Annotated in this window: 20 protein-coding genes; 17 read left to right on the top strand and 3 right to left on the bottom strand. The window is 68.9% G+C overall.

Features of this window, described 5'->3' with window-relative positions:
• The first annotated feature begins 15 nt into the window (after nt 1-15).
• Nucleotides 16-270, top strand: a complete 255-nt coding sequence (locus BN1701_RS08890; protein WP_157367853.1) for a hypothetical protein — start codon at nt 16-18, stop codon at nt 268-270.
• 32 nt (nt 271-302) lie between these two features.
• Nucleotides 303-1166 carry an endonuclease/exonuclease/phosphatase family protein gene (locus tag BN1701_RS08895; protein WP_157367854.1) on the top strand — a complete coding sequence of 288 codons (864 nt, stop codon included), beginning with the start codon at nt 303-305 and terminating at the stop codon, nt 1164-1166.
• A 200-nt stretch (nt 1167-1366) separates the two neighbouring features.
• On the opposite strand, the gene BN1701_RS08900 is transcribed toward BN1701_RS08895, so the two are convergent.
• Complete coding sequence (locus BN1701_RS08900) at nt 1367-2851, bottom strand: helix-turn-helix transcriptional regulator (RefSeq protein ID WP_054055729.1); 1485 nt, start codon at nt 2849-2851, stop codon at nt 1367-1369.
• 251 nt (nt 2852-3102) lie between these two features.
• On the opposite strand from BN1701_RS08900, the gene BN1701_RS08905 reads away from it, so the two are divergent.
• The 4 genes from BN1701_RS08905 to BN1701_RS34090 are packed head-to-tail and all read left to right on the top strand — an operon-like array spanning nt 3103 to nt 7157.
• Nucleotides 3103-4083: an NAD(P)-dependent oxidoreductase gene (locus BN1701_RS08905; protein WP_054047262.1), complete on the top strand. Its 981-nt coding sequence runs from the start codon at nt 3103-3105 to the stop codon at nt 4081-4083.
• Complete coding sequence (locus BN1701_RS08910; RefSeq protein ID WP_054047263.1) at nt 4080-5363, top strand: glycosyltransferase family 4 protein; 1284 nt, start codon at nt 4080-4082, stop codon at nt 5361-5363. Before BN1701_RS08905 ends, BN1701_RS08910 begins: the two co-directional genes overlap by 4 nt.
• 4 nt (nt 5364-5367) lie before the next feature.
• Nucleotides 5368-6426: a hypothetical protein gene (locus BN1701_RS08915; RefSeq protein WP_054047265.1), complete on the top strand. Its 1059-nt coding sequence runs from the start codon at nt 5368-5370 to the stop codon at nt 6424-6426.
• Nucleotides 6427-6434: 8 nt separating this feature from the next.
• A complete protein-coding gene (locus BN1701_RS34090) occupies nt 6435-7157 on the top strand; it encodes a hypothetical protein (protein WP_197672067.1) in 723 nt (240 codons plus the stop codon).
• Here the strand turns inward: BN1701_RS34090 and BN1701_RS08920 are convergent.
• Nucleotides 7060-8040, bottom strand: coding sequence for an aminoglycoside phosphotransferase family protein (locus BN1701_RS08920; protein ID WP_172803219.1), 981 nt, complete (start codon nt 8038-8040; stop codon nt 7060-7062). The genes BN1701_RS34090 and BN1701_RS08920 overlap by 98 nt on opposite strands.
• A 46-nt stretch (nt 8041-8086) precedes the next feature.
• Here BN1701_RS08920 and BN1701_RS08925 point away from each other — a divergent pair, with 46 nt between their 5' ends.
• From BN1701_RS08925 to BN1701_RS08955, 7 genes are all read left to right on the top strand, one after another.
• The gene (locus tag BN1701_RS08925) at nt 8087-8515 is read left to right on the top strand and encodes an NUDIX domain-containing protein (protein WP_054047269.1); all 429 of its coding nucleotides are present in this window, start codon (nt 8087-8089) and stop codon (nt 8513-8515) included.
• Between the two features lie 905 nt (nt 8516-9420).
• A complete protein-coding gene (locus BN1701_RS08930; RefSeq protein WP_054047272.1) occupies nt 9421-9654 on the top strand; it encodes a hypothetical protein in 234 nt (77 codons plus the stop codon).
• Between the two features lie 1083 nt (nt 9655-10737).
• Entirely contained in the window at nt 10738-11364 is a 627-nt protein-coding gene (locus tag BN1701_RS08935; RefSeq protein WP_054047273.1) for a hypothetical protein, read from the top strand.
• Nucleotides 11365-12034: 670 nt separating this feature from the next.
• Nucleotides 12035-12346: a hypothetical protein gene (locus tag BN1701_RS08940; protein WP_054047276.1), complete on the top strand. Its 312-nt coding sequence runs from the start codon at nt 12035-12037 to the stop codon at nt 12344-12346.
• 302 nt (nt 12347-12648) lie between these two features.
• Nucleotides 12649-13326, top strand: coding sequence for a hypothetical protein (locus tag BN1701_RS08945; protein ID WP_054047278.1), 678 nt, complete (start codon nt 12649-12651; stop codon nt 13324-13326).
• A 176-nt stretch (nt 13327-13502) separates the two neighbouring features.
• Entirely contained in the window at nt 13503-15575 is a 2073-nt protein-coding gene (gene ligA, locus BN1701_RS08950) for an NAD-dependent DNA ligase LigA (RefSeq protein WP_054055730.1), read from the top strand.
• A gap of 363 nt (nt 15576-15938) precedes the next feature.
• Nucleotides 15939-16430: a single-stranded DNA-binding protein gene (locus BN1701_RS08955; RefSeq protein WP_054047279.1), complete on the top strand. Its 492-nt coding sequence runs from the start codon at nt 15939-15941 to the stop codon at nt 16428-16430.
• A gap of 90 nt (nt 16431-16520) precedes the next feature.
• On the opposite strand, the gene BN1701_RS08960 is transcribed toward BN1701_RS08955, so the two are convergent.
• The gene (locus BN1701_RS08960) at nt 16521-17450 is read right to left on the bottom strand and encodes a hypothetical protein (protein WP_054047281.1); all 930 of its coding nucleotides are present in this window, start codon (nt 17448-17450) and stop codon (nt 16521-16523) included.
• A 737-nt stretch (nt 17451-18187) separates the two neighbouring features.
• Between BN1701_RS08960 and BN1701_RS08965 the strand changes: the two genes are divergently transcribed.
• From BN1701_RS08965 to BN1701_RS08980, 4 genes are all read left to right on the top strand, one after another.
• Nucleotides 18188-19339 carry a hypothetical protein gene (locus BN1701_RS08965; RefSeq protein ID WP_054047282.1) on the top strand — a complete coding sequence of 384 codons (1152 nt, stop codon included), beginning with the start codon at nt 18188-18190 and terminating at the stop codon, nt 19337-19339.
• A gap of 242 nt (nt 19340-19581) precedes the next feature.
• The gene (locus tag BN1701_RS08970) at nt 19582-20520 is read left to right on the top strand and encodes an N-6 DNA methylase (protein ID WP_082859738.1); all 939 of its coding nucleotides are present in this window, start codon (nt 19582-19584) and stop codon (nt 20518-20520) included.
• A 224-nt stretch (nt 20521-20744) separates the two neighbouring features.
• The gene (locus BN1701_RS08975; RefSeq protein WP_054047287.1) at nt 20745-21023 is read left to right on the top strand and encodes a hypothetical protein; all 279 of its coding nucleotides are present in this window, start codon (nt 20745-20747) and stop codon (nt 21021-21023) included.
• Between the two features lie 118 nt (nt 21024-21141).
• Complete coding sequence (locus BN1701_RS08980) at nt 21142-21879, top strand: hypothetical protein (protein ID WP_054047289.1); 738 nt, start codon at nt 21142-21144, stop codon at nt 21877-21879.
• Nucleotides 21880-22028: the final 149 nt, after the last annotated feature.

A 22028-nucleotide genomic window follows, 5' to 3' on the forward strand; every position in this document is an offset into this window, starting at 1 on the left:
GGAGTCAGCACTGAGATGTCGGTAGAACAATTACGCGCCGAGGTGGCGCGCTTGCGTGATTTGGTTCCACTCGAACTGGCAAAGCAGATTCACACCGAACTGGAAACCGCGGTGGTACCGGCGCTGGCTCCGCTGGCGTATGAGACGCAGAGCAACATCCTACTTCAGGCCGCGGGAATACTAGCCGAGCAGCGAACGCTGCTGTTCCATCTCATTCAGAATCTCAAAAATGCCCGCGAAGCGTTGGAGCTGTATCAGCACGAGATCTAGCCACGATCCCACGATGAGAAAGGTACTCGATAGTGTTATTGACCGTGTTCGCGCAGAACCTCAAGCGCGGTGGCCTGGACGAGACGGCCACCGGGTATGGGGACCGGTGGCCGAAACTGCTGGACCGATTCGACCGCGCCAGCCGACCGATAGACCTGTTGCTGTTGTCGGAAGCGTGGAGGTGGGATGAGCACAACCACAAACGCGTCGCCCGCGCTATGCACGACCTGGGGTTGACTGCGATGCCCTTGACACCCGGCCGATCCGGTAACGGCACGCTGATCCTCTACCGGGTGGAGACAATGGGACGGTGGGTCGGATGGGACACCGGCCACGTTAACGAGAACCTGCACGGCTTGGGCGTGGCGTTCTTCGACCTGGGGATGCCAGGCGGACCGCTGGCGGTGGCCTCGGCGCACTTTGATCCGTACCGGTATTACGGCCCTGCGGACGAGGCCAACATCATGGCCACCCGAGCAACCATGCGGACCAGCAACGCGTTGATCGTGGGTGACATCAACTTCCCGCCCGCCGATGGAGTGGAGCCGGACTACAGGGCGATGCGCCCGTACAACGCGGCATCGCGCACCGAACTGGTCGACCCCGGCGCCGGGATCGAGCCGACTCCGTACCGCGGCGTGGCATGGACGTTGATGCGGAACGGGTTCACGGATGTCGCTGCGGAGATGGCTAAGCGCACCGGGGACAAGTCCTACTTGGCGCACACCGCGCGCATGGACCGGGTCGATCAGGCGTGGGCGACCAAGCCGGTGACTTCGGCCGTCCGGGACTGCACTCGCCATCCCGACCCGGACGACGCCAGCGACCATGACGGGATCGAGGTCACGATCGACACGGATTTGATCGACACGAGCAATGTGCGGGAATTCGTATAGGTTGGAAACACGGCGAGCCCTCCCGGAATTTCCGGGCCTAACGCATATCGTTAGTAGATGAACCTGCTCTAACGAGACGGCTATTAGCACTCACGGACTCCGGGGCGGCCTCGTCGTCAACCACGCGGTCCAGGCTGACCACGGTGCCGCGGGCACGTGCACCCAACGGGCTTTTCGATAGTCAGGGGATTTCCCGGGGTTCACGACTGCGTGTGGAGCAGGGTGGCTCGGTGGTGCCAGGCGAGGTGGAGGGCGGCTGCGGCTCCAGGGGAGAGTTGGCCGAGTTCGCGGAGTCGGAGCAGGGTGTTGGCCTCGAACGGGAACGCGTGGGCGGGGACGGTGCCTTCGGCGTTGCTGTTGACGGCGGCACCGAATAGGTCGTCGTAGAGGTCGGGGTCGATGACGGCGACGGTGAGGATGTCCCCGCACAGGGTGAGCGCGTCGAGGGTGACACCGAGGCACCAAACGCGGATGTGTCCGTCGGCCAAGGCTGTGTCCATCGTGATGAACGGTTCGAGTTGGTCGTAGTGGATCGGGCGTCCGCTGCCGTCGTATTCGTCGTGGCCGAGGAGTTCTTCGGCGTACTCGCGTTGGATGTTGCGCCAGAGACTGAAGTCGGCGTCGACTGCGGCGGGCACGTAGCTGGAGGGTTGGAAGATTCCGGCTGGCAACAGGTGGGCCATGCCGCCTCCCCCTGCCACGCGTGTGCCGTCGCGTTGGTGCAGAACGACTCTGGGTGAGTCGCCGCCGCGGATGGTGAGCGTGCCGATCGCGCCCATGAGTGGCCTGCGGGACAGGTCTGCGGGGTCGCCGATGAGTTTGCGGAATGCCAGCCGACGCCAGGACCCCTTGCTGGCAAGTGAGTCTTGGTCGGTGGTGCCGAGGTGGTGCAGGGCGGTCTCGTGGGCGAGGGCTTCGTTGATGTCGATGGAGTCGAAGAATCCCATCTGCCCGAATTGCATCCGCAGCGTCGGGTGAGCCCAGTCGAGGCCGAGTAGCCGGAAACAGAGCCGGTTCTCGAAGAGTCTCGGCGTGGCAAGGTCGCGGACGGCGTGGTGGTATCGGCGGTAGCGGGCTTCGGTCGACGCGAGCGGCCGGGTGGCGGCGGTTTCCCGTTCGTCGCCGACGATGACCGGCTCGAACGCGCTGGTGTCCAGTTCGAGTGCGACGCGGCCGATGGGGACCGGCTGCTCGGGAATCCACGAGGGGTGGGCGATGACACCGGTGGCTTCCAGGCCGGGGACCTGGTGGTCGGGGTAGAGCTGTTGGGCCAGCACGGCCAGGCCGTGCCGGTGGGCGTTGAGCCCGGTCCGAACGTGGCGCCACTGGCGCTGATCATCATGGACACGCGGTTCGAGGCGGCCAGGTACAGCCACCAGGGTGAGCAGTTCGTGTGAACTGGTGGCGGGGATGGGCGCGGCTCGGCGCACTCGGCGGAACCCGAGTTCATCGACTGCGACGTCGAAGTACTCGGCCAGCAGGCGACGGTAGAACGGTTGAGGCAGGGCGACTTCGCCGCGTTCCCAGCGGCCGACGGTCTTCTTGGTGATCTGTGGGTGCTTCGCGTGTTTGCTCGCGGCGAGGTCGTTGAGTTCCTGGGCGAGGTCCTGTTGGGCGAGCCCCGCGTCTTCTCGGAGCCGGATTAGGGCCGCATTGGGAATGCGGGCGTCGACACGCTGCACCATGCGCACACGGTAGACGCTCAACCACGCTCCGTCCCGGTTTGTCCTCTGAATGTCCCCTTTTTGGGGCCAGGGTGGGTTCCGGGCGTGGTCGTTTCCGATGGTACGGGCTGGTGGACTCACTCTGTCGCAGTTTTACCAGCCTGAAGGGCCGCGGCCGTCTCGCCAGCTTGTTGACGCTCCGACCATGCCGCACCCGGTCTGGGTTGAGCAGTAGCGGCCAAGGCATCGCTTGTCCGCAGTCGATATCGGAGGTGAAGTTGTTGATTGATCATCAGCAGCGCGGCACCCGGACGGTGTTGGTCACCGGTGCAGCCGGTCTGATCGGCGTGCCGGTTCTCAGGTGCTTGCGCCGCAACGGATTTCGTGTCGTCGCGGTCGATGACGGCAGCGCTGGGACGCTGGGCAGGCTGGGGGAGTTCACTGGGTGCCTGGATGTCGCCATCCGGGTGGTCGACATCCGTCACCGTGACGAGCTCGCCCGATTGGTCGCTGCCACCCGGCCGTGGGCCGTGATCCATTTGGCTGCTCGGCACTTCATCCCCGACTGCGAGCGCGAGCCCGGACAGACCTTGGCCGTCAACGTCATCGGCACCCAGAACCTGCTCGACGCCTGCGCCGCCCATCCACCGGCGCGGTTCGTGTTCGCTTCCACGGCCGACGTGTACGCCGCGGATCTCCGTGCACACAGCGAGGACGACCCGATCGGCCCTCTGGGCGTCTACGGCTGCTCCAAGCTGCTCGGCGAGCGGCTGCTGCGCGACCAGGCCCACCGGCTGCCCGGATGCGCCGTCGTGATCGCCCGGCTGTTCAACGTCTACGGCCCCGGCGACCCCAATCCGCACCTGCTGCCGGAGGTGATTCGCCAACTCCAGCACGCAGCGGTGCTGCGTCTGGGTGACCTGGAGTCCGCCCGCGACTTCGTCTACGTCGATGACGTCGCCGAGGCGTTGGTCGCGCTGCTCGACACCGGGCACTCGGGGGTGTTCAACGTCGGCACCGGGCACGCGGTGTCCGGCCGCGAGTTGGTCGGCCTGGTCGCCGACACGATCGGCCAGAAGATCAGTGTTGAGCTGGACCCCGAACGGCTGCGCCGCCGGGTCCGGCCGGTGCTGTACGCCGTCCCGGATCGGCTACGGCAGGTCCTGCCGTGGTGGCCCCACACAACGCTGCGCGGCGGCGTCGCGCTCACCCTCGCCGACGGCACGGCCACGACCGAAGCGAGGGCGTCATGACAACGACATCAACACTGACATCGACGGTGACACCGTCGTTGATGTTCCTGCTGGACTCCCCGAACATCTGGCGCGGCCAGGCCCTGGCGGGCACACCGGCCCGCGTGCTGGCCCTGGCCGAGCACAGCCACCGTGCGGGCGCGAAGGTGACGCTGGTGCTATGCGACCGGGGCGCCGACTACGGCACCGAGCAGCACTGGCCGATGGACACGGTGCTGGTGCACCCTGCCGACTTCTACACCCCGCCCGCCCTGGTGACGGTTCTCGGTGAGCCGTCGGTGGACTTCCTGCTGTTGTGTGAGGCCGAATCGCTGGCCGCCCGGGGCCGCGACCTGGCGCGGCGACTCGGTGCCCGGCTGGTCTACGACGTCCACGACGACGAGTCCGCGGTCGCGGCCAGTCTCGGTGAACCCGCCGATGTCGTCGAGGAATACCGCACCACCCAGCGGGTCGCGCTGGCCGGCGCGGATCACGTCATCGTGTCCACCCGCAACGAGGCCACCCTCGCCGCCAGCGCGAGCGTTCCCGCCGAGCGGACCGCGATGCTGCCCAACGGCGCCGACCCGACACAGCGAACCTGCTGGGGACCCGACCCGGACGCCGGCACGTTGGTGTTCCTGGGCAACCTGTTCTACGAACCCAACGCGCGGGCACTCGCGTCGATCCGCAGCACGATCCTGCCCGCCCTGCACGCGGCCGGAACCGATGTCCGCGTCCGTGTCGTCGGTCGTGGCCCGGCCGCGCTGACCCGGCCAGCCGAGGGGATCGAGTTCACCGGCCGCGTGGACACCATCGACGAGGCGCTGCGTGGGGCGTCGCTTGCGCTGGCTCCGTTGGAGGCTGGTTCCGGCGCCAAGATGAAGGTGCTGGACTACCTCGCGGCCGGGCTTCCCGTGCTGGGCACCAGCGAAGCCGTCACCGGCCTCCCGCTGGATCATCCCGGGGTGCTGGTCGACGACGACCTGCACGCGTGGCCGTCGCTGATCACCACACTGCTGCGCGACCCGGGCGCGCTGCGCGAGGTCGGCCAGGCGGGTCGGGAGTGCGTCGAGCGGGGGCTGTCCTGGCAGCAGATCGGCACCGACCTGCTCAGGAACACCCACACCTGGCTGGCCGCCACCTCGACCACACCGCCGCTGGGCCTTGTGGGCGGGGTGTCCGGTCCGCGGTGGCTGGCCGAACACGCCGGACACAACGCCTTGGGCGACCCGGACACCACCAGCCCGGGGCACCCGCGCTGGCTGCGCGAATCGTCACCAACTGCGTCGAGGAAGGGGTAGCCCGATGGACACTCGGAACTATGACCTCGCGGTGGGCGCGTGCTCGATCAGCGCCGACACCGCCGTCCACGCGGCTATGGACCACTACCTCGCCAGTGTCGCCACCGCGCAGCCGGGAAAGGCCGACGTCGAGGTGAGCGTCCGCGTCGACCCAGCCGCTGTCGCGGCGACACGGCAGACATGGGCCAGCGTGCCCCCGAGCGAAATGCGCCGCAGCCACCCGGGTCACCGCTACCGGGCCTGGGCCACCGACAAGAGCGCCACCGTGCTGCTTCCCGCCCGGACAAGCGACCACACGATCACCGTCGACGGCCACCACATCCTCGTGCACGCGCAGCGGGCCGAGGTGGCGGCGACTGTTGGTGTCCGTATCGTGCGGCAACTGATCATGCGCGGCGGCGAAAACCGGGGCGGACGGGCCGTGCACGCCGCCGCGGTCGACCTCGACGGCACCGGGATCCTCATCGGCGGCTACCCCGGCGCGGGCAAATCCTCCGTGGTGACCCGCCTGCTCGAAACCCACCACGCGCGCCCTGTCTCCAACGACCGCACAGTCCTGATCCCAGGAGAGCCGGGTTGGCGCGCGGTCGGTGTGCCGCTGGCGTGGCGGTTCACCCCCGAGGGCCTGCACGCCTCACATGGCCTGGCCACCAGCATCAGCCGAGGAACCCCGCAGCGCGGCCACCGCCTGATCGACGGCAAGATCGAGCTGACCCCGCACGAGGTCGACGAGGCCCTCGCCTGCCGCGCCATGGCCACGACCATGATCGGCCGGCTGGTCATCCTCGCGCGGCTCCCCGATGACGCGGCCGGCCCACCGGACATCGGGTTCGTCCGCCAACGCCTGGACTTCGGCGTATCGGACTTCTTCGCCGAAGACTGGCTCGGAATCGCAGCGCACCTGCCCGGACGGCAAGCCACCGCGTCGCCGGTCGAGCAGGAGAACTGGTGGGCGCACCTCGCAGCGACCATGCCGACCCGGGTGCTGTCCTGGACTCACCCGTGCGAGCTGGACCGGGTCGCCGCCGCCGTCGCCGGAGCAGCCTCGGGCCACCGCTCGTGAGGGGCTGTGTGCTGGCAGGAGTGTGGGGAGCCGGGAAAACCTCGATCTACCAGCGCGTCCTGGCGCAACTGGCCGAGGGCGGCTGCCAGTCCCTGATCGCGATGCCCCAAGCCGCGACGATCACCACCCACACCTACACCCCCGGCAGCGGCGGCGATCACGCCACCGCGATCCTGTCCTGGCTGAACGCCCTGACCGACTTCCTCACCGACCTGGACCGCCGGTTCCAGAACAGCACGCTGCCCGGACACCGCTTCGCCCACGCCTGGACCCCGACAGCCGTCCTGGAAGGGCTCGGGTTCGACGTGCCCGTCTACGAGCCGCCCATCCACCGCGACACCCTGCTCGACCATGAACAACGGCTCGCCGCGATCGGCCTGCACCTGGTGGTGCTGCACGTTCCTGACGAGCTGATCCGAGGTCACTGCGTCGAAGGCACCCGCCGCCACCGTGGCGAGCGGTGGAGCGTCTACCTCGACCGGTTCGGCGCCGACGACGCCGCGAGAGCCGCGCACATCAGACGGGCACAGGACCGGCTGCTGGCCTGGGCGGACACCTCCCCAATGCCTGCGCACATCATCGACGTCGACAGGCAGGACTGGGACGACCTCGCCAGCCGGGTGGCCGAACTGATCACCGAACCCCTTGGGGCCACACATGACCAGCGCCATCGGAGCGAACCCACGCCCGCAACCTGCGCAGGTAGTCCTCCCGCATCGCGGTGTCCCTGACTCGGCTCCAGTAGTCCACCCCGGTCAGCAACTCCCACCCCGAGGCCACAGCCAGCCGCTGCGACCAACGATCCGGCCAAGCACCCGCCGACCGGTAGCCGTCAACGAACGCCTCCGCCCAGCCCGGCTGGCCATCGAACATCCACATCGCCGGCTTCACGAAGTCCATCACCGGATCCACCCACCGCAGATGCTCCATGTCCAGCAACATCAGAAACCGGCCATCCGGGTCGCACAGGATATTCGGCAAGTACAGGTCCAGGTGCGCGGTGCCCGCCCGCACCACCGGCGACACCTCCGTCGCCAGCTCGGCCAGCAACGTCAGGCCCGCTTCGATGACACCGTCGGACACGCCGGGGTCGTGGTCGCGGTAGGCGCTGTGCAGCAGCTCCACCCGCGCGTCGACAACGGCCGACCAGGTGCGCGGACCCGGGAACAGGCCGCTTGCCTGGTCACCAAACGCCGGAACAGGCACCTGGTGCAGCTGATTCAACGCCGCCCCGGTCGCCCGCATCACCTCCTCCACCGCGGTCGCCGAGACGGTGGCGGCGGCGTCCTGCGCGTCCTGGCCGCTGCGGTACTGCGACACGATGAGCAGGCGCCCGCCCGCCGCTGGGCTTGACCGAGTGACCCCGAGCACCCGCGGCACCGGCACACCGCACTCCCACACCCGCTGGTGCTCTGCGATCCGCCGCCGCACCACATCCCGATCACCGCACAGCAACACCTTGCCCACCAACGGACCGACCGCGGAGTCCAACACCCACGACGCGTGGCTGCGGCCCTTGCGCAGGACCGACACCGGGCGAACCGGGCCGGTGTCGGGCATCAGCTGTTCCACCGCCGTCGCGACACGTTCGGCCGTCGGTTCGTCTACACCCACAAGCTGCGACACTACGACTACCCACCGACACGAGAGGCACCCCCTCATGACCGTGACCACCGAGATCATCGCCAGGGCCGTGATCCGCCGCGACGGCCACCTCCTGCTGGCCCGCCAGATCGGCAAATCCTGGTACTTCCTGCCCGGCGGCCACATCGAACCCGGAGAACGAGTCGAACCCGCCCTCGTCCGGGAGATCGCCGAAGAACTCGGCACCGACGCCAAGATCGCCGGATTCGTCGGCGTCGTCGAACACGGCTACACCGAGGACGGCGCCACCCACCACGAACTCAACCTCGTCTTCGAGATCGCTCTGGCCCACGGCGACCCCACCAGCCAGGAAGACCACCTGGAATTCCACTGGCTCCCGCTGGCCAAACTCGCCGACACCGACATCCGGCCCACCACGCTCAAGAACGCCCTGATCGCCTTTGACGCCGACCGCACCCCATTCTGGCGCGGCTGGAACGGGTGAGCTCGTAGACCTCGCCACTGCGGCCGTTCGGCCCACACGGTTCCGCCCTTTAACCCCATGTCGAAGGTTGGATGGCTGGCTGGCCGGTGGGGCGTGCGCGACCTCGGACGCTGGCATCTGGATCGTCGCGAGTAGCGCTATCCAGGTGGCCTGAATTTTGGCGCGTAGGTCCTCGACCTGGTCGGCATCCACGGCGGCGACCGCGAGACTGCGACGCAGGACGCGGTGGGCCTGGCGGATGTTGGTCAACGTTGTTTCGGTGCGGCCGAGCTTGTCGGTCGTGGTGATGAGATGGTCGTGAGGGAACGGATGTAGGCGCCGCGTTCGCGGTCTAGTGCGAGCGGCGTCCAGGTCCGCGTCATGGTCTGCACGGAGCGCGGCAGACGCCTCGGCGTGGCGGCGTGAATGCTCGGCCAACTCGTCTCTTTGTCGGCACGCTCGTGGTCGTACTGACGACCTGGTCCCGGTCACCTACGACCAGGTGCTCGTGCCGTCGTTGGGGATGGTCGACCGGATCCGAGTGCGGCTGACCACCGCCGGGCGTGCGTGCGCCCCTGGCGTGGGCCGACACGATGGCCATGTGAAGCCACCAGGGCGCCGGTCCATGGCTCGCAGGCGCGGAGGTGTCCGAGCGGGAGCTGGCGTCGGTGGTGCTGACGGTCGGCTACGCGGATCGTCGCGGCCGCCCCGCATCGAGGACATCCGCGCCACCAACCCGCGCGATTCGCGGACCTGCCGCTGCCCCTGGTGCACGGTCTGCCCGCACCGGACGTGGTCCGCGGTCTGGTCCTGCACACCCCACCGCGGTCTCGGCCCCAGCGGCGAGCGCTGCGAAAGCCGCCCTGGGCTACCTGGTCCGCGCAGTCGAGTATCCACGCAGCTGCGAGGTCGCTGCAGGGTGCCGGGTGGAGATGCTCTTCGGTGATCGGGCCGGGGACACCACCGTCACCACCTGGACCGCGGCGCACGGGACCTACACTGGCTCCTGCGGCGGGGTCGATGGCCGAAGCCAGACGATCCTCGCCTGTGAGACCCAGCCTGAGTCCGGCAACGCCGCAGACCTGGCCGACGCGGGCGAGGCTGTGACGTTTCTCGACGCTGCCGCTGCGAATCCGTGGCTGCAGCACCAGCGCTTCTGACCTGCATCCTTCTGATCAAGGAGAGCACGGGCAACCCGCGCCCGTTGGCGGCGAGCCCAGCTGTAGCCAGGCCCCAGCCTTGCCTCTCACTCCGTGGTAGGCCGTTCGGCCGAACCAATGGGACTACGTCCAAAAAGGACTCGCGTGCGGGCTGTTCGCCGCGGACCGCGGACCAATACAGCAGGGCCACCCCCGGCCGGGGCAAGGCCAACCCGACCGCAATCGGTTCACCCGTGCCCTTCCCGGCCGGGAGTGCCCTTCTCGGCCGGGCGCGAATCCACGCGTCCGACTCGCGCCTAGGAGGGGCACTCCTGATGAGTTCTTCACCGACACCAGTCCGCCTGCCGCTGGCCCGGGACGACGACCGACCTACAGTCACTGGTCCATATCGCCCGGTTCGCCTACGAAGACCAGTACCAGCGGGCACCGACCTGCGTGAAGCCGCTTACCAGGACATGCGGAGGTATTGCGCGATGTTCGGCTTGGCCTTCGCCTTCTACGACGTGCACTTCTTCTCTGGGCAGCGATGGGCCAGGAGTCCCGGCGTCGGCTGCCTCCCGGACTGTGTCCGCGGAGTGCGCGCGAGCGTCAATGCCGCCCAATTGCCAGCTCACGACGCCGAGCGTGCCCGACGTGGTCAACTCGCCGTGCCTCAACCGATCCCTCCTGGCAGCGGGGGCGCAGGCACTGGAACGACGTTCTCGACGGGACCACGCGCCGCCAGCGGCGCAGCCTGCGTAGGCAACTGCGCCGCGCGAGATGCGCTGGAGCGTCCCGCCAGCCCAGCGGCCGCGACGAGCTGAGCACACGCGGCGTCGACGGAACCACGGCCGCGCCGCTTCGCGGGCCGCTGCCCGATACGGCTGCCGCCGGTGCTTCGCCACGGGGCACGCCGTCGGTCCGCAGCGCCCGCGCATCCGGGAAACACCTGGGCGGGTCTCGCGCGTGGCCGCGCCAGTCCAGCACGCCGGCGCACGGCACGGGCACAGGGACGGGCCACCACCGAAACGCGCCGCATCCCCCCGTGCCGTGCCCCCAGCCCGCTCGATCCCTCCCGTCCACGCACACGACCGGAGGCCCACAGTGCTTGATGAAACCGACCTGGACGACCTGCGCACGGGGTCCTGGACCGCGCCGGCACCAGCCGAAATCCCTGCCTTGCACGCGAGTCTGCGGCGCTGGCTCGGCCACCCGTACTTCCTCAAAGTCACCTGCGACGCGCTCGCCGCCGGCAACGGCACGATCTTCCCGTCCGCAGTCGATCCGTTGGAGGCCGCGGCCATCCTGCTCAGCGAAGAAATCGACCGCCTGGCCGCAGCAGACCTATACGCAGTCGACCCGACGATGACCGCCGAGGCCCTCACCGCTGGCGCCCACCTGCCGGATCTGTCGGTGGAGTCCAGCGAACTGCCCTCACCGCAGGGATTCATGGTTTTCTCCGCTCCGATCGGCTACTCCGACGCCCCGGGGGAGTCGGTGCCGATCGTGGCCTGCTCCTGGGGTCGGTCCCCGCACTGTGCCCCGCCCGGTGGCGCGGTGTGGCTGACGTTCTGGTCGGCGCCGGACATCGAGCAGCTCATCCGCGTCGGCGTTTGGGCGGGCCTGACCATCGATGAGGTCCGTCGTCAGGTCGATCAGTCCGGCCCCGCTCTGGTCTGGGACGACGAGGCGCTGCTGTGCTGGTCACTGGCACGCCTGAGATCGCTGTGACGGACCGCTGTGTCGCGACGGAGGACATCACGGGTGTCATCGCGAAGAATCGAAGCGTTCCGTGGCTCCAGACGGTGCTCGCGGCCTGGTTCCTTGTCCGGAATCCCGCGATCGTCGAGATCACCGAGCAGCACCCATCCCGCCCGGAACGTCGACGCGCAGCGCGCGCCGGAAGCACGCTGCAACCGGTTCGCGTGGTGAGTGTCAACCGCCGCGTCAGCGCGAACTCTCCTCGCCCTGCCGAGTCGGGCCGCACCGTCAACGTCCGGTTCCCTGTGACCGGTCACTGGCGCGACCAGGCCTATGGGGCCGGTCGCGCACTGCGCCGCCGCATGTGGATCAAGGAGCATTGGCGAGGCTCTCCCGACGATCCCGTTCGCGACCGCCCAAGGGTGACAGCTGTGGAAGCCGCACCCGACAGCGTGGATGGACAGTCGAACATGTCGGCACGTGCGGAACGGGAACGCCCGAATGGGACTCGGCCCCTGCCGTCAGATTCGTAGCGTTCGGGCACCTGCTCTGCCGCGTGGACGCCAGTAGAGCAGCAGCCCCGTTGTCGGTGGTCCAGGCCACGCCGCTGCGCGGTCGGCTGCCGCCGAGCCTGGACCACCGACACCGGGGTCGCTGGGCGTGCGCCCGCCCACGAACTACCATCGAGCAGGAGAACCGGATGGCGCACGCGCTGATCGACGATCAGGACGGTTCCTTCCAGGGGACCGACCTGACTGGCACCGGCATGGTCTACCGCGACCAACTGGTCCGTTATCACCGCCTGGACCGGGGCTATGTCTTCCCTGGCCGACAGATAGTTGATGTCCCCGGCCACTGCTGGCCGGCGCCCGGCCCCGAGCACTGCACCGACCCCTCGTTCAGGGGTTGCTGGTTCGACGGCAACGGTCGTCCGATCTCCGACATTTGCGATCCCGACGCGCCCGAAGGCGTCGTATTGCTCTGTGTCACATGCGGCCTGGACTGCACGTAGATCGGCAACGCCGCCATGAGGTCACCGCACAGGCATGGCGCGCTCGTTGCCATCGCCGCTAGTGCGATGACATTCCGTTCTCGATCGACCCGCGTCCCACCGGGGATGAGTAGGCCCTTCCCTCCTGGCCGCTTCGGTCGCTTGCCCGCCCGGCTTGGGTGTCCTGCAGGCGGATCAGGGCAGCGGAGCAGACCTGAACGGGGACGTCATGCGTCCGCTGCGCGGCCGATGCCATGACGTCCCCGTCCAAGGGTCTACTTCATGTTTCCCGGACCGCCTGCCCAACAGCCAAGGAGAGCCCGATGACCAGTCCTGAGACGATCATGTCTGCTCCGCGCAATCCCAGCACCCGCATCGACTTCACCAAAGAGTTCGAGATCGACGGGTGCCCGTACAGTGTGCGAGTTACCACCGCGCCCGACATGACCGACGCCCTCAATGTTGAGCTCGTAGGTATGGGCCCGGGTGGCGAGGCCACCGATGGCCGCTTCACAGTGCACACCAGCGCCCTGCCGCACCTCGGGCGAGTGCTCACCCGCACCTTCAACGCGCTGGCAGCTCTTCACAGCGCAGTACCGTCGCCACGTCGCGACCGAGGAAGAGGTCAGCGCCGCGGCGGCAAGCCGGGCAACTCGCATCAGCCGTGGACCCATGAGCTCGAGACCCGGCTTGCCGAGGCGTGGCAGGCCGCGGATCCGTCACGATCCCCAGCCCAGATCGCGGCCGAGCTGGCCCGAATATGCGGCGTGCCCATCGACAACGTCCAGGGGCAGTTCGAGCAGCCCGCGGCCGTCCACGCACCCGATGAGGTCATCGCGGCCATCGCTGCATTCATGGAGCGCACGCCCGTGGCGATCACCTCCAGGCTCGAGAAACTGGGCCTAAACCCTGACCACCCAGGCACGCACGCCAAGAGCACTGCGCTGTCCACTGCACCCAGACCAGGTGGTGACACACGCGTCACTCCCGAGTGCACCTGATCCCGGCCGCGCTCCGCGGCGCGGTTTCGTCGCCACCGAAGCGGAGCAGGCCCAGTCCGGCGGGACAAGGTCGGCGGCGCGTGGACGCGCCGCAAGACGCCCTTGCCCCGCCGGACTGGGCCTGCTTGCCCCTCGCGTGGCCCACGATTCCGCACCACGCCAAGGAGTTCGTTCCCATGCCCTTGACCTCGCCCGGCCTGCCGCCGGCCACACCGTTTCCGAACCGCGCCGAGTTCGACGAGGCCGTCACCGCCGTCGTCACCGCCGGTGCCGCCTACCACAACACCGGCGACCCGGTCATGGACGACGGCCAGCACGACCGACTACTCGCGCGGATCGCCGTCACCCACCGGCTGCACCCGGGCTGGGATGACCACGGCGTGCTCACCTCTATCGCCCCCGGCGCCGCCCTTGGCGATGTGAAGCACCCAATGCCGATGCTGAGCCTGGACAAAGCCACCACCTTCGACCAGGTCGCCGCATTCATCGACCGACTCCGCGGTGCGCTCGCCGTGGTGGAGTTGAAGTTCGATGGCCTGGCGGTGCGCGCACGATATGAGCGCGGACGACTGGTTCTGGCCGCAACGCGCGGCGACGGCACCCACGGCGAGAACATCACCGCACAGGTGCTGCGCCACGGCGGAATCCGCGGATTGCCCGCTGCCCTTCTGCGGCCCTGGACCGGGGAAGTCCGCGGCGAGGTGTACCTGAGCGGCGATGACTTCGCGCTGGCCAACGCCAATCGGGTCGCCCAGGGAAAGGCCGCCTTCGCGACGCCGCGCAACGCAGCCTCCGGCGCCCTGCGCAAGCGCGACCTGGCCTACAAGGTGCCGATGAGCTTCGCGGCCTACACCGCGGCCGCAGACGACTTCCGCTCGATCGACAGCCACCTCGAGCGCATGGCTGTTCTCAAGGCGATGGGCATCCACGTCGCCTCGGCGCTGACCATCGGCACATTGGCCCCGACCACCCGCATCTCCTGCACGACCGTCGCCGCGGTGCGGGCCGTCATCACCGAGATCAGCGAGCGCCGCCTCACCCTGGGCGTCCCGATCGACGGCGTCGTCATCAAGGCCGACTCGCGTGCCACCCGCAAGGTACTGGGCAGCGGCAGCTGCGCGCCGCGCTGGGCGGTGGCTTTCAAATACGCACCAGACCACGCGTTCTCCGTCCTGCGCGACATCGAGGTCGGGGTCGGGCGAACCGGCCGCATGAGCTTGACCGCGGTGATCGACCCGGTCACCGTCGACGGCACCACGATCACCCGCGCGTCGCTGCACAACGTCGCCTGGGTGACTGCACAAGGGTTGGGCATCGGGTCGAAGGTCGCGGTGGTCCGCGCCGGCGAGGTGATCCCTCGGGTGACCGCCGCGGTGGGGGAACAGTCCGTCGATGTGCGGACATGGCAACCGCCGCAGGAATGCCCGAAGTGCGGGGAGCCGTGGGACACCGCCCAGCAACTGTGGCGGTGCCCGACGCCCGCCTGTTCACTGGTGTCGCTGCTGACCTACGCGGCGTCGCGGGACGTACTCGACATCGACGGCCTCGGGGAGGAGATCGCCACAGCCCTGCTCGACGGCGACCTCGTGCGCGACCTAGCCGACCTCTACAGCCTGACCGTCGACCAACTCGCCGCGGTCACGTACTCGCGGTCCGCCGACAGCGACGGCACACCGCGTCGCATAGGCGAGACCACCGCCGCCAAACTCGTCGCCGGGATCACGGCGGCCAAGGCGCAGCCTTTGGCCCGTCACATCACCGCGCTGGGCATCCGGATGACCGGCCGCAGCGTCGGGCGCTGGCTGGCCAGCTACTTCAGGTCGCTGGAGGCTCTGCGGGCCGCCAGCGTCGAGGAGTTGGCCTTGGTCGAACGCATCGGTCCGGCCAAGGCGAAGTCCATCCACGACGGCCTGCGGTCGGCCTCGGAAATGATCGACCGCTTGATCGCGGCGGATATCACCACCGAGATGGAGGACGCCGTGTCTGGGGACGAGACCGCGCTGCCGTGGACGGGCATGACGGTCGTCATCACTGGCTCGGTGCCAGGGATGAGCCGCGGCCAGGCGCAGGAAGCCGCAACCCGGCTGGGAGCGACCGTGTCCAACTCGGTCAGCCGCACCAGCAACCTACTTGTCGTGGGCAGCGGCTCCTCCACGCGCAACAAGCTCGCCAAGGCCGAAGAGCACCAGGTGCAGACCATGTCCGCCGACGAGTTCGTCGCCCTGCAAGCTGGCATCGCCAACCGCTGAACCGTCGGCGCCAGCGACGACCTCGCCGAGCCCGATACCTGGTTCGGTGAGGTCGCCGAGTGCGAGTGCGGCGGTCAACTCGTGAACGACCCCAGGATGTCCTCCAACCACCTCATGCCGGTTGCGAGCGTGTTCCCGCCCGCCTCAACCCTGTTCGGCAGATAGGTTGTCCCTGGTCAGAGGGCGAATCGTGACCCGCTGAACGACAGCAGTCCGTCCCGACATGGTCAAGGCAGACCGCTGCGCGGTCGGCTCCGCCGAACCTTGACCATGCCCGTCCTGGCCCGCTTGCCGACGCGCGTTCACGTACCACCCACCGACCGCAACGGACACTGTATCCTTTGCGAGACAGGGAGAATCACAATGGCTGGCGACACCACGATCACCGTGATCGGCAACCTGACCGCAGACCCCGAGCTGCGCTTCACCCCGTCGGGTGCGGCCGTGGCTAGCTTCACGGTGGCGTCGACTCCCCGCACGTTCGACAAGGCGAGCGGCGAGTGGAAAGACGGCGAGGCGCTGTTCCTGCGATGCAACATCTGGCGTCAGGCCGCGGAGAACGTGGCCGAGTCGCTGACCCGCGGCGCGCGGGTGATCGTGAGCGGACGGCTCAAGCAGCGGTCCTTCGAGACCCGTGAGGGCGAGAAGCGCACCGTCATCGAGCTCGAGGTCGACGAGGTCGGCCCGTCGCTGAAATATGCGACGGCGAAGGTCAACAAGGTCAGTCGAGGCACCGGTGGTGGCGGCGGCGGATACGGCGGTCCCTCGGGCGCGCCCGCCGACGACCCGTGGGCCTCCGCTCCGCCATCCGGCGGCGGTGGCGGCGGCGGCTTCAACGACGAGCCTCCCTTCTGATCCCCGGTCCCACTGCGGCGAGGCCGGTCCCCACGCGGGGGACCGGCCTCGCCGTGTGACCTGCGGTCCCCCGCTGGACAAGTGACGTGTTCAGCAGGGCACCACCACGACGCCCGCGACCTTGTCCCTGACCCACGCGGGCGGCTCAACACCCGCGAGCACGTCCTGGACGTAACCGGGAGGCGTAGTTCGTAGCCCGCGCAGGATGTGCGGGAAGTACGGCACCCGCAGGTGCCCACGGTCCATCGGCAGCACCGGGAACACCGGTTCACCAGGCACATCGGTGTTTACGTGGTCCTCTACGGCCACACTGAACATGCCTGCCCGGGCCCGTGACACCGTCGAGAAGATCGTCCTGGCCACATGCTTAGCGCCCTGCTGCCCCTGCGCCAAGAATGCCCGCAACTGCGGCTCGGTCGCCCGCCAGTTCAAGTCCACGATGGGTCCGGCCGCGACCGTAGGATCGGCCAAGTCCTCCAAGGCAACCGAGTGGCCCAGCGCCTCCTCCGCGGCGTACCGCGGATCATGACCTGCCTGCTCAGCCAGCAGACCGGCCAACATCGACACTCCGGCCTTCGAGCAACGAGCACACGGGTCACGGTGCTGCGGCCCGCAGCTCAGCCCAGCGCGATAGTCGACATCGCCGCAGTACAGCGCGTACACCGCAGGAACCGCGAACAGCTCGGCCGTCTCGAATAGACGCCCCATCTGCTTGCCGTCGCGGTAGCCGAAGTCGACGGTGAATCGGGAACCGCGTCGGTGCAGTTTCTTGGCCTGCACCAGCATTCCGAAGCAGTAACCCTCAGAGTCGATCCACCACCACAGCCAGTCCGCGCCAACCGCGCCCTCCTGAGCGCTGGTGAACGCGGCAGTCTTGATCACCGGGGCGGCCGCGCGCCACAGGACCGAAGTGACGTGCTCCTCCGGCCACGGCAGCTCCAGCCGCTGCATGTCGCTCATGAAGCTCTCGGCCGCGCGCCGCGCCGCGGCCAGCGTCGCCACCACATCAGTGTCCGTCACGCAGCCACCGCCGAACCATTCCCAACCAGCTCAGCCCGTGCAAGCAAGGACTTGAACGGGACAGTCGCTGTGCCTTGCCGATCCCGAGCAGTGTCCCAGTCGATGTAGAGCCTCGGTGCCCTGCGGCGGAATGACGTCCACTCGGCCGTGGAGAACTCCGATCCGAGGTTCTCCTAGTCACTCCGCGTCGTCGTGCCCGTCGCAGTGCCAGCGACGCAGCCGTGGTGCGGCAGGAACGCGACCTCGAGGTTCTCCACGCCGTCATGGACCTCGGCGGCGGTCCCGGGTCTCGTGCGCGCTGATCTGCGATACCTCCTCGCTCAATTCCCGTTGACCGGCGACCTGGGCGGTCCTGCTGCAGCCCGGCGCGGGGCGCCTACGCATCGAGGTGTTCCTCACCTCGGCTGATTCGGAGCCGTAGGTATACCCGACAACCGGTGTCCGGCCAGCCGGGCTCGCCGCCTCCGCAGGTGGTGGCTGCGCACTCTGGACCGCCACGCCGGCTGCGCCCGATGCCCGCCGCCCACCCGTCCGGGGGAGACGAGCCCCTTCGGGGTCGCGCTGCGCGCGATCACTCCCCGGACGGACCAGCGGCGGAGCCCCGGCCGGTCCGGCCTCGGCGGTCCGGTCGAGCCGCGCCCCACCCACGGGTAGGGCGTCAGCACCCGGCCAGCAATTCACCGCAGTCAAGCGCTGCGCGCCCGGGTGGCCGCCATCGTCGAAGGAGCCCGCACGCGATGACCACTATCGAGATGACCACCCCGTTCACTCAGCGTCCCCAGTTGTCGATCGACGAGATGCTCGGCCGGTTGCGCGAGCAGCAGGCTCGCCAGAAGGACATGGTCGTGCCCGCGCACAAGATGCGGATCACCCCCGAGGGTCACCTCGAGGTGGACGAGCCACGCCTGAGCCCCACCGGCGTCGACTCCACCAGCTTGTTCGACCTGTCCGGGCCGTTCGACTCCGGCATCGCAGGCAAGTTGGGGGTCCCGGCGCTCTACATCGCGCGCATGCGCGAGAACGGGATGCTGTCGTTGTTCGCCGACAACGTCAACGCCTGGCTCGGGCTGGAGCCGAACAAGCCGTTCCTCGTCCGGACCTTCAGCCCGCAGGGCACCGAGGAGCGAGGTCTCGCGCGCGCCCTGCTGTCGGACTCCTATGCCTTCCGCGACAACCTGCCGCTGCTGACCGCGGTCCTTGACGGCATCGCCGACCGGGCGGCGGAGGTCAGGATCACTGGTGAACTGACCGAGCGCCGCATGTACGTGCGCGTGTTCGCACCGACCATCACCACTGAGGCCCCGGAACTGCTGCAGTTCTACCGGTCACCGTTCAGCGGCGAGTTCGGCCGAGACAACCCGGTGGTGGCCGCAGGGTTCGAGCTGACCAACAGTGAGTTGGGCTTCGGCGCGTCCACGATCACCCCGAAGCTGCGCGTCCGGGTGTGCAGCAACGGCCTGACCATCACCGAGGACGCGCTTCGCACCATCCACACCGGCGGCAAGCTCGAGCACGGCGTCGTCCGCTACAGCGCCGAGACCATCCGCAAGGAGTTGGAGTCAGCCACCGCCCGTACGCGCGACGCCGCCCGGACTTTCCTCGACCTGCCATACATGTCCCGCAAGCTCGCCGAGATCGCAAGGCGCGCCGGAATCCCGGTCGCCGACCCGCAGGCGACCATCGAGCACGTGGGCAAGATTGTCGGCTACACGAAGGACGAGCAGAACCTGATCTTCGCCCACTTCACCCAGGGCGCGGATTCCTCAGCAGGCGGCGTCCTGCACGCGGTGACCAGTGCCGCGCAGGTCCTGCCCGACGCGGATGCTGCCTACGACATGGAGCGCAGTGCTCTCAAGGCACTCGCAGTCGCTGCCGCGTTCCAGCGCTGACCTGCCGGGCCCGGCCGCAGTGTGACTGCGGCCGGGGCCCGTCCTCATCGACAGCCCGAATCCCGCCGTGCGTCGCGTGCGTGGACCGCCCAGCCCAGCAGACCCCCGCCAGCACCGCGGCCGGAAGCCCGGCGGGGCCGGGCACCTGAGGTGCAGGCCCGCCAGGCATCCACGCCGGCCGCCGCACCGGCGCGGCCCGCTCGACCGACGGCGTCCACGCACCCAATTGCACGGAGGACGTCATGTCCACGACAGCTGTTCGGATCAGTCCCACCGCAGGACGCCCCCAAAATCACGCCGTCAAGATCGCCGAGCACGCAAGCGAAGCCTGGTACGGCGCGCACGGCAGCGGTGATCTCGATATTCCGTTGTCAGTCGTCGCAGCCTTGTCCTTGATCGATCCTCGGCACGGCGAGCGACACGGCATCGCCGCCGAGCTGATCAAGAGTGGTCCCGACGAGTTCGCCGACGCCATGCGCGGGATCTGGACGATGTTCGCCCGGATCCGACCCGACCTGTTCAACCCGGTTTATCCGCTACTTGTGCTCTGGGTCGATCGCGACCGACCGATGACGCCGGAGAACAGGCGGGCCGCAAAACGCGTCGCCGACGCCGTCTTGCGGATCGACCTGCTCGGCTTGACCGGTACCGAGAACCGGCACGACGTCGACCTGCTGGGCTTGGTGCTGACCTTGCTGCGCCCCAGGTCCGCGCTGCAGGGCCGCGGCCAGTACTACACCGCGACCTCGGTCGCCGACGCCCTCGCCGACGTGACCATGATGGGCGACCTCACCTCATGGGACGCCGCTCCCGGAGCGAAGATCCACGACCCGGCGTGCGGAACCGGCGGCTTGATCCGCGGCGCCGCAGAGTCACTGCGGCGGCGCGGCGCCGACCCCGCCGACTACGAGTGGTACGGCAACGACATCGACGCACTGGCGATCGCCGGGTTCGCCGTCAACGCGGTCCTGTGGGGCTTGGGACACAACGTCGTGCTGGGCGTTGCCGACTCCCTATGCGAGCCCGACTGGACCCGCGGGGCGCTGCGGATGCGGCAGGAGACCATCGCCGTCGCCCGCGACGCCGAGCGCACCGCGCACTTCCGCGACGCCGTCCGCCACGTCGATCGGCTGCTCAACGGAATCACCTCCGATACCGCTGCGCCACCCGACGCGCACTGAACGCCGCTCCCGGTCGGTGCTGCCACGTGGACTCCGCCAGGCCAGCACGCCGGGGTGGGGTCCGCGGCGATGAACACGGCCGGATCGGGGCGGGTGACAGTCCTCGCTGCGCTGCGGGCGACCCGCCCCGACCAGCCGCAACCCCCGCCGCCCCCTGCGGGCCCCACCCCGGCGCGCTGCGCATAGCCCGTCCACACAGCGCAACACCGACAAGGGAGAACCGGGTGCAGTACGACGACTCGCGGATCACCAGCCACACCGTAACGATCAACATCCCGCGCGGGGCGCAGCCACCGGCCATCCACGTCAACGGGGAGAAGGTCGATCAGGCACTCGCAGCACACAACGCCGATGCGCTCGGGGAGATCAGTTCCCTCGTCTGCGACGTGCAGAGGAAGTACCGCCGCGGTGAGCTGGAGCTGACCACCGCCGCGATCGGCGACATGCTGGCACGCATCGGCGACCTTGCTCGGCCCCGCCCCACGGGCGAACCGCCCTTCTGAGCCATCTGGCCGGGCCGCCCTGTCCCCCCAGGGGCAGCCCACCCGGTCGGGCACCGCCTGCCCCAAGCGGTGCCCGACCGGCCCCCGTCCTTGCCCGTCGTCACACCGGAGATCACCGATGTCCCAGCACATTCGCGCGCAACTGGTCGATCACCTGCGCGCCACCGCGATCGGCGCCGGGCGTGTCGACGCGGTGCTCACCCTGCCGCCGAACCTCACCGCCGACGCGCCGGTGTGGTCACCCGAACCGCGGTATCTGGCATCGGCGTCGGCGGCGCACTACCTCGAGATCGCAACCGCCGCAGTGTGGGCCAAACCCGTGGGTGACGGCCTCGCCCAGGTGGTGGCCCACCACGAGGGCGACGACCGCGACCTGATGGTCGGCGGCCTTGTGGGCGTCGAAGACCTACTCGGGCCTGGCGGCGTGCACGCCAACCCCGGGCAACTCACTCGTCGCGCCGACCTCGGCACCGCCAGCGTCTGGCACATGGCCGCCGATCACCCCATGATGACTTACCGCCGCTGGGTTCACCGCTGGGATCAAGAGATCCTGCTGCGGCTGCAGCAGAGCGGCACCCGGTTCTCGAGCTGGCCCGCCCACCGAGTCCAGCGACTGCCCGACCGGTCCTGGCAAGTCGTGTTCGCCGTGCTCGTCAATGGATGCTCCGCTTCATCGGCCGCGACCAGCCTGGCCAGGACTCTGCACCGGCTCGTCCGGTTCTACGGCCCCCTGGGCCGCCTACGCATTTGCGAGTCCGACGAGTCCCGCTTCCACGGGCCACTTCACAGCTGGGCCTGCCAGGCATTCGCCCCGCACACCGCGCCGAGTACGCACACCCTCGCGAAGACGGGGTGAGGCAGGCCGCCGTCCCAGGGCACACCCGGCGCGCTGGTGGCGCGGATGAGTGGCCGTATCCGGTGCCGCACAGCGGCACCGGATCCACAGCAGCGGGGCGCGTCGGCGCCAGCCAACCCGGCGCGCCCTGCTTTCCATCACCGCGACTG

The organism is Alloactinosynnema sp. L-07 (assembly GCF_900070365.1).
GTDB lineage: Bacteria > Actinomycetota > Actinomycetes > Mycobacteriales > Pseudonocardiaceae > Actinokineospora.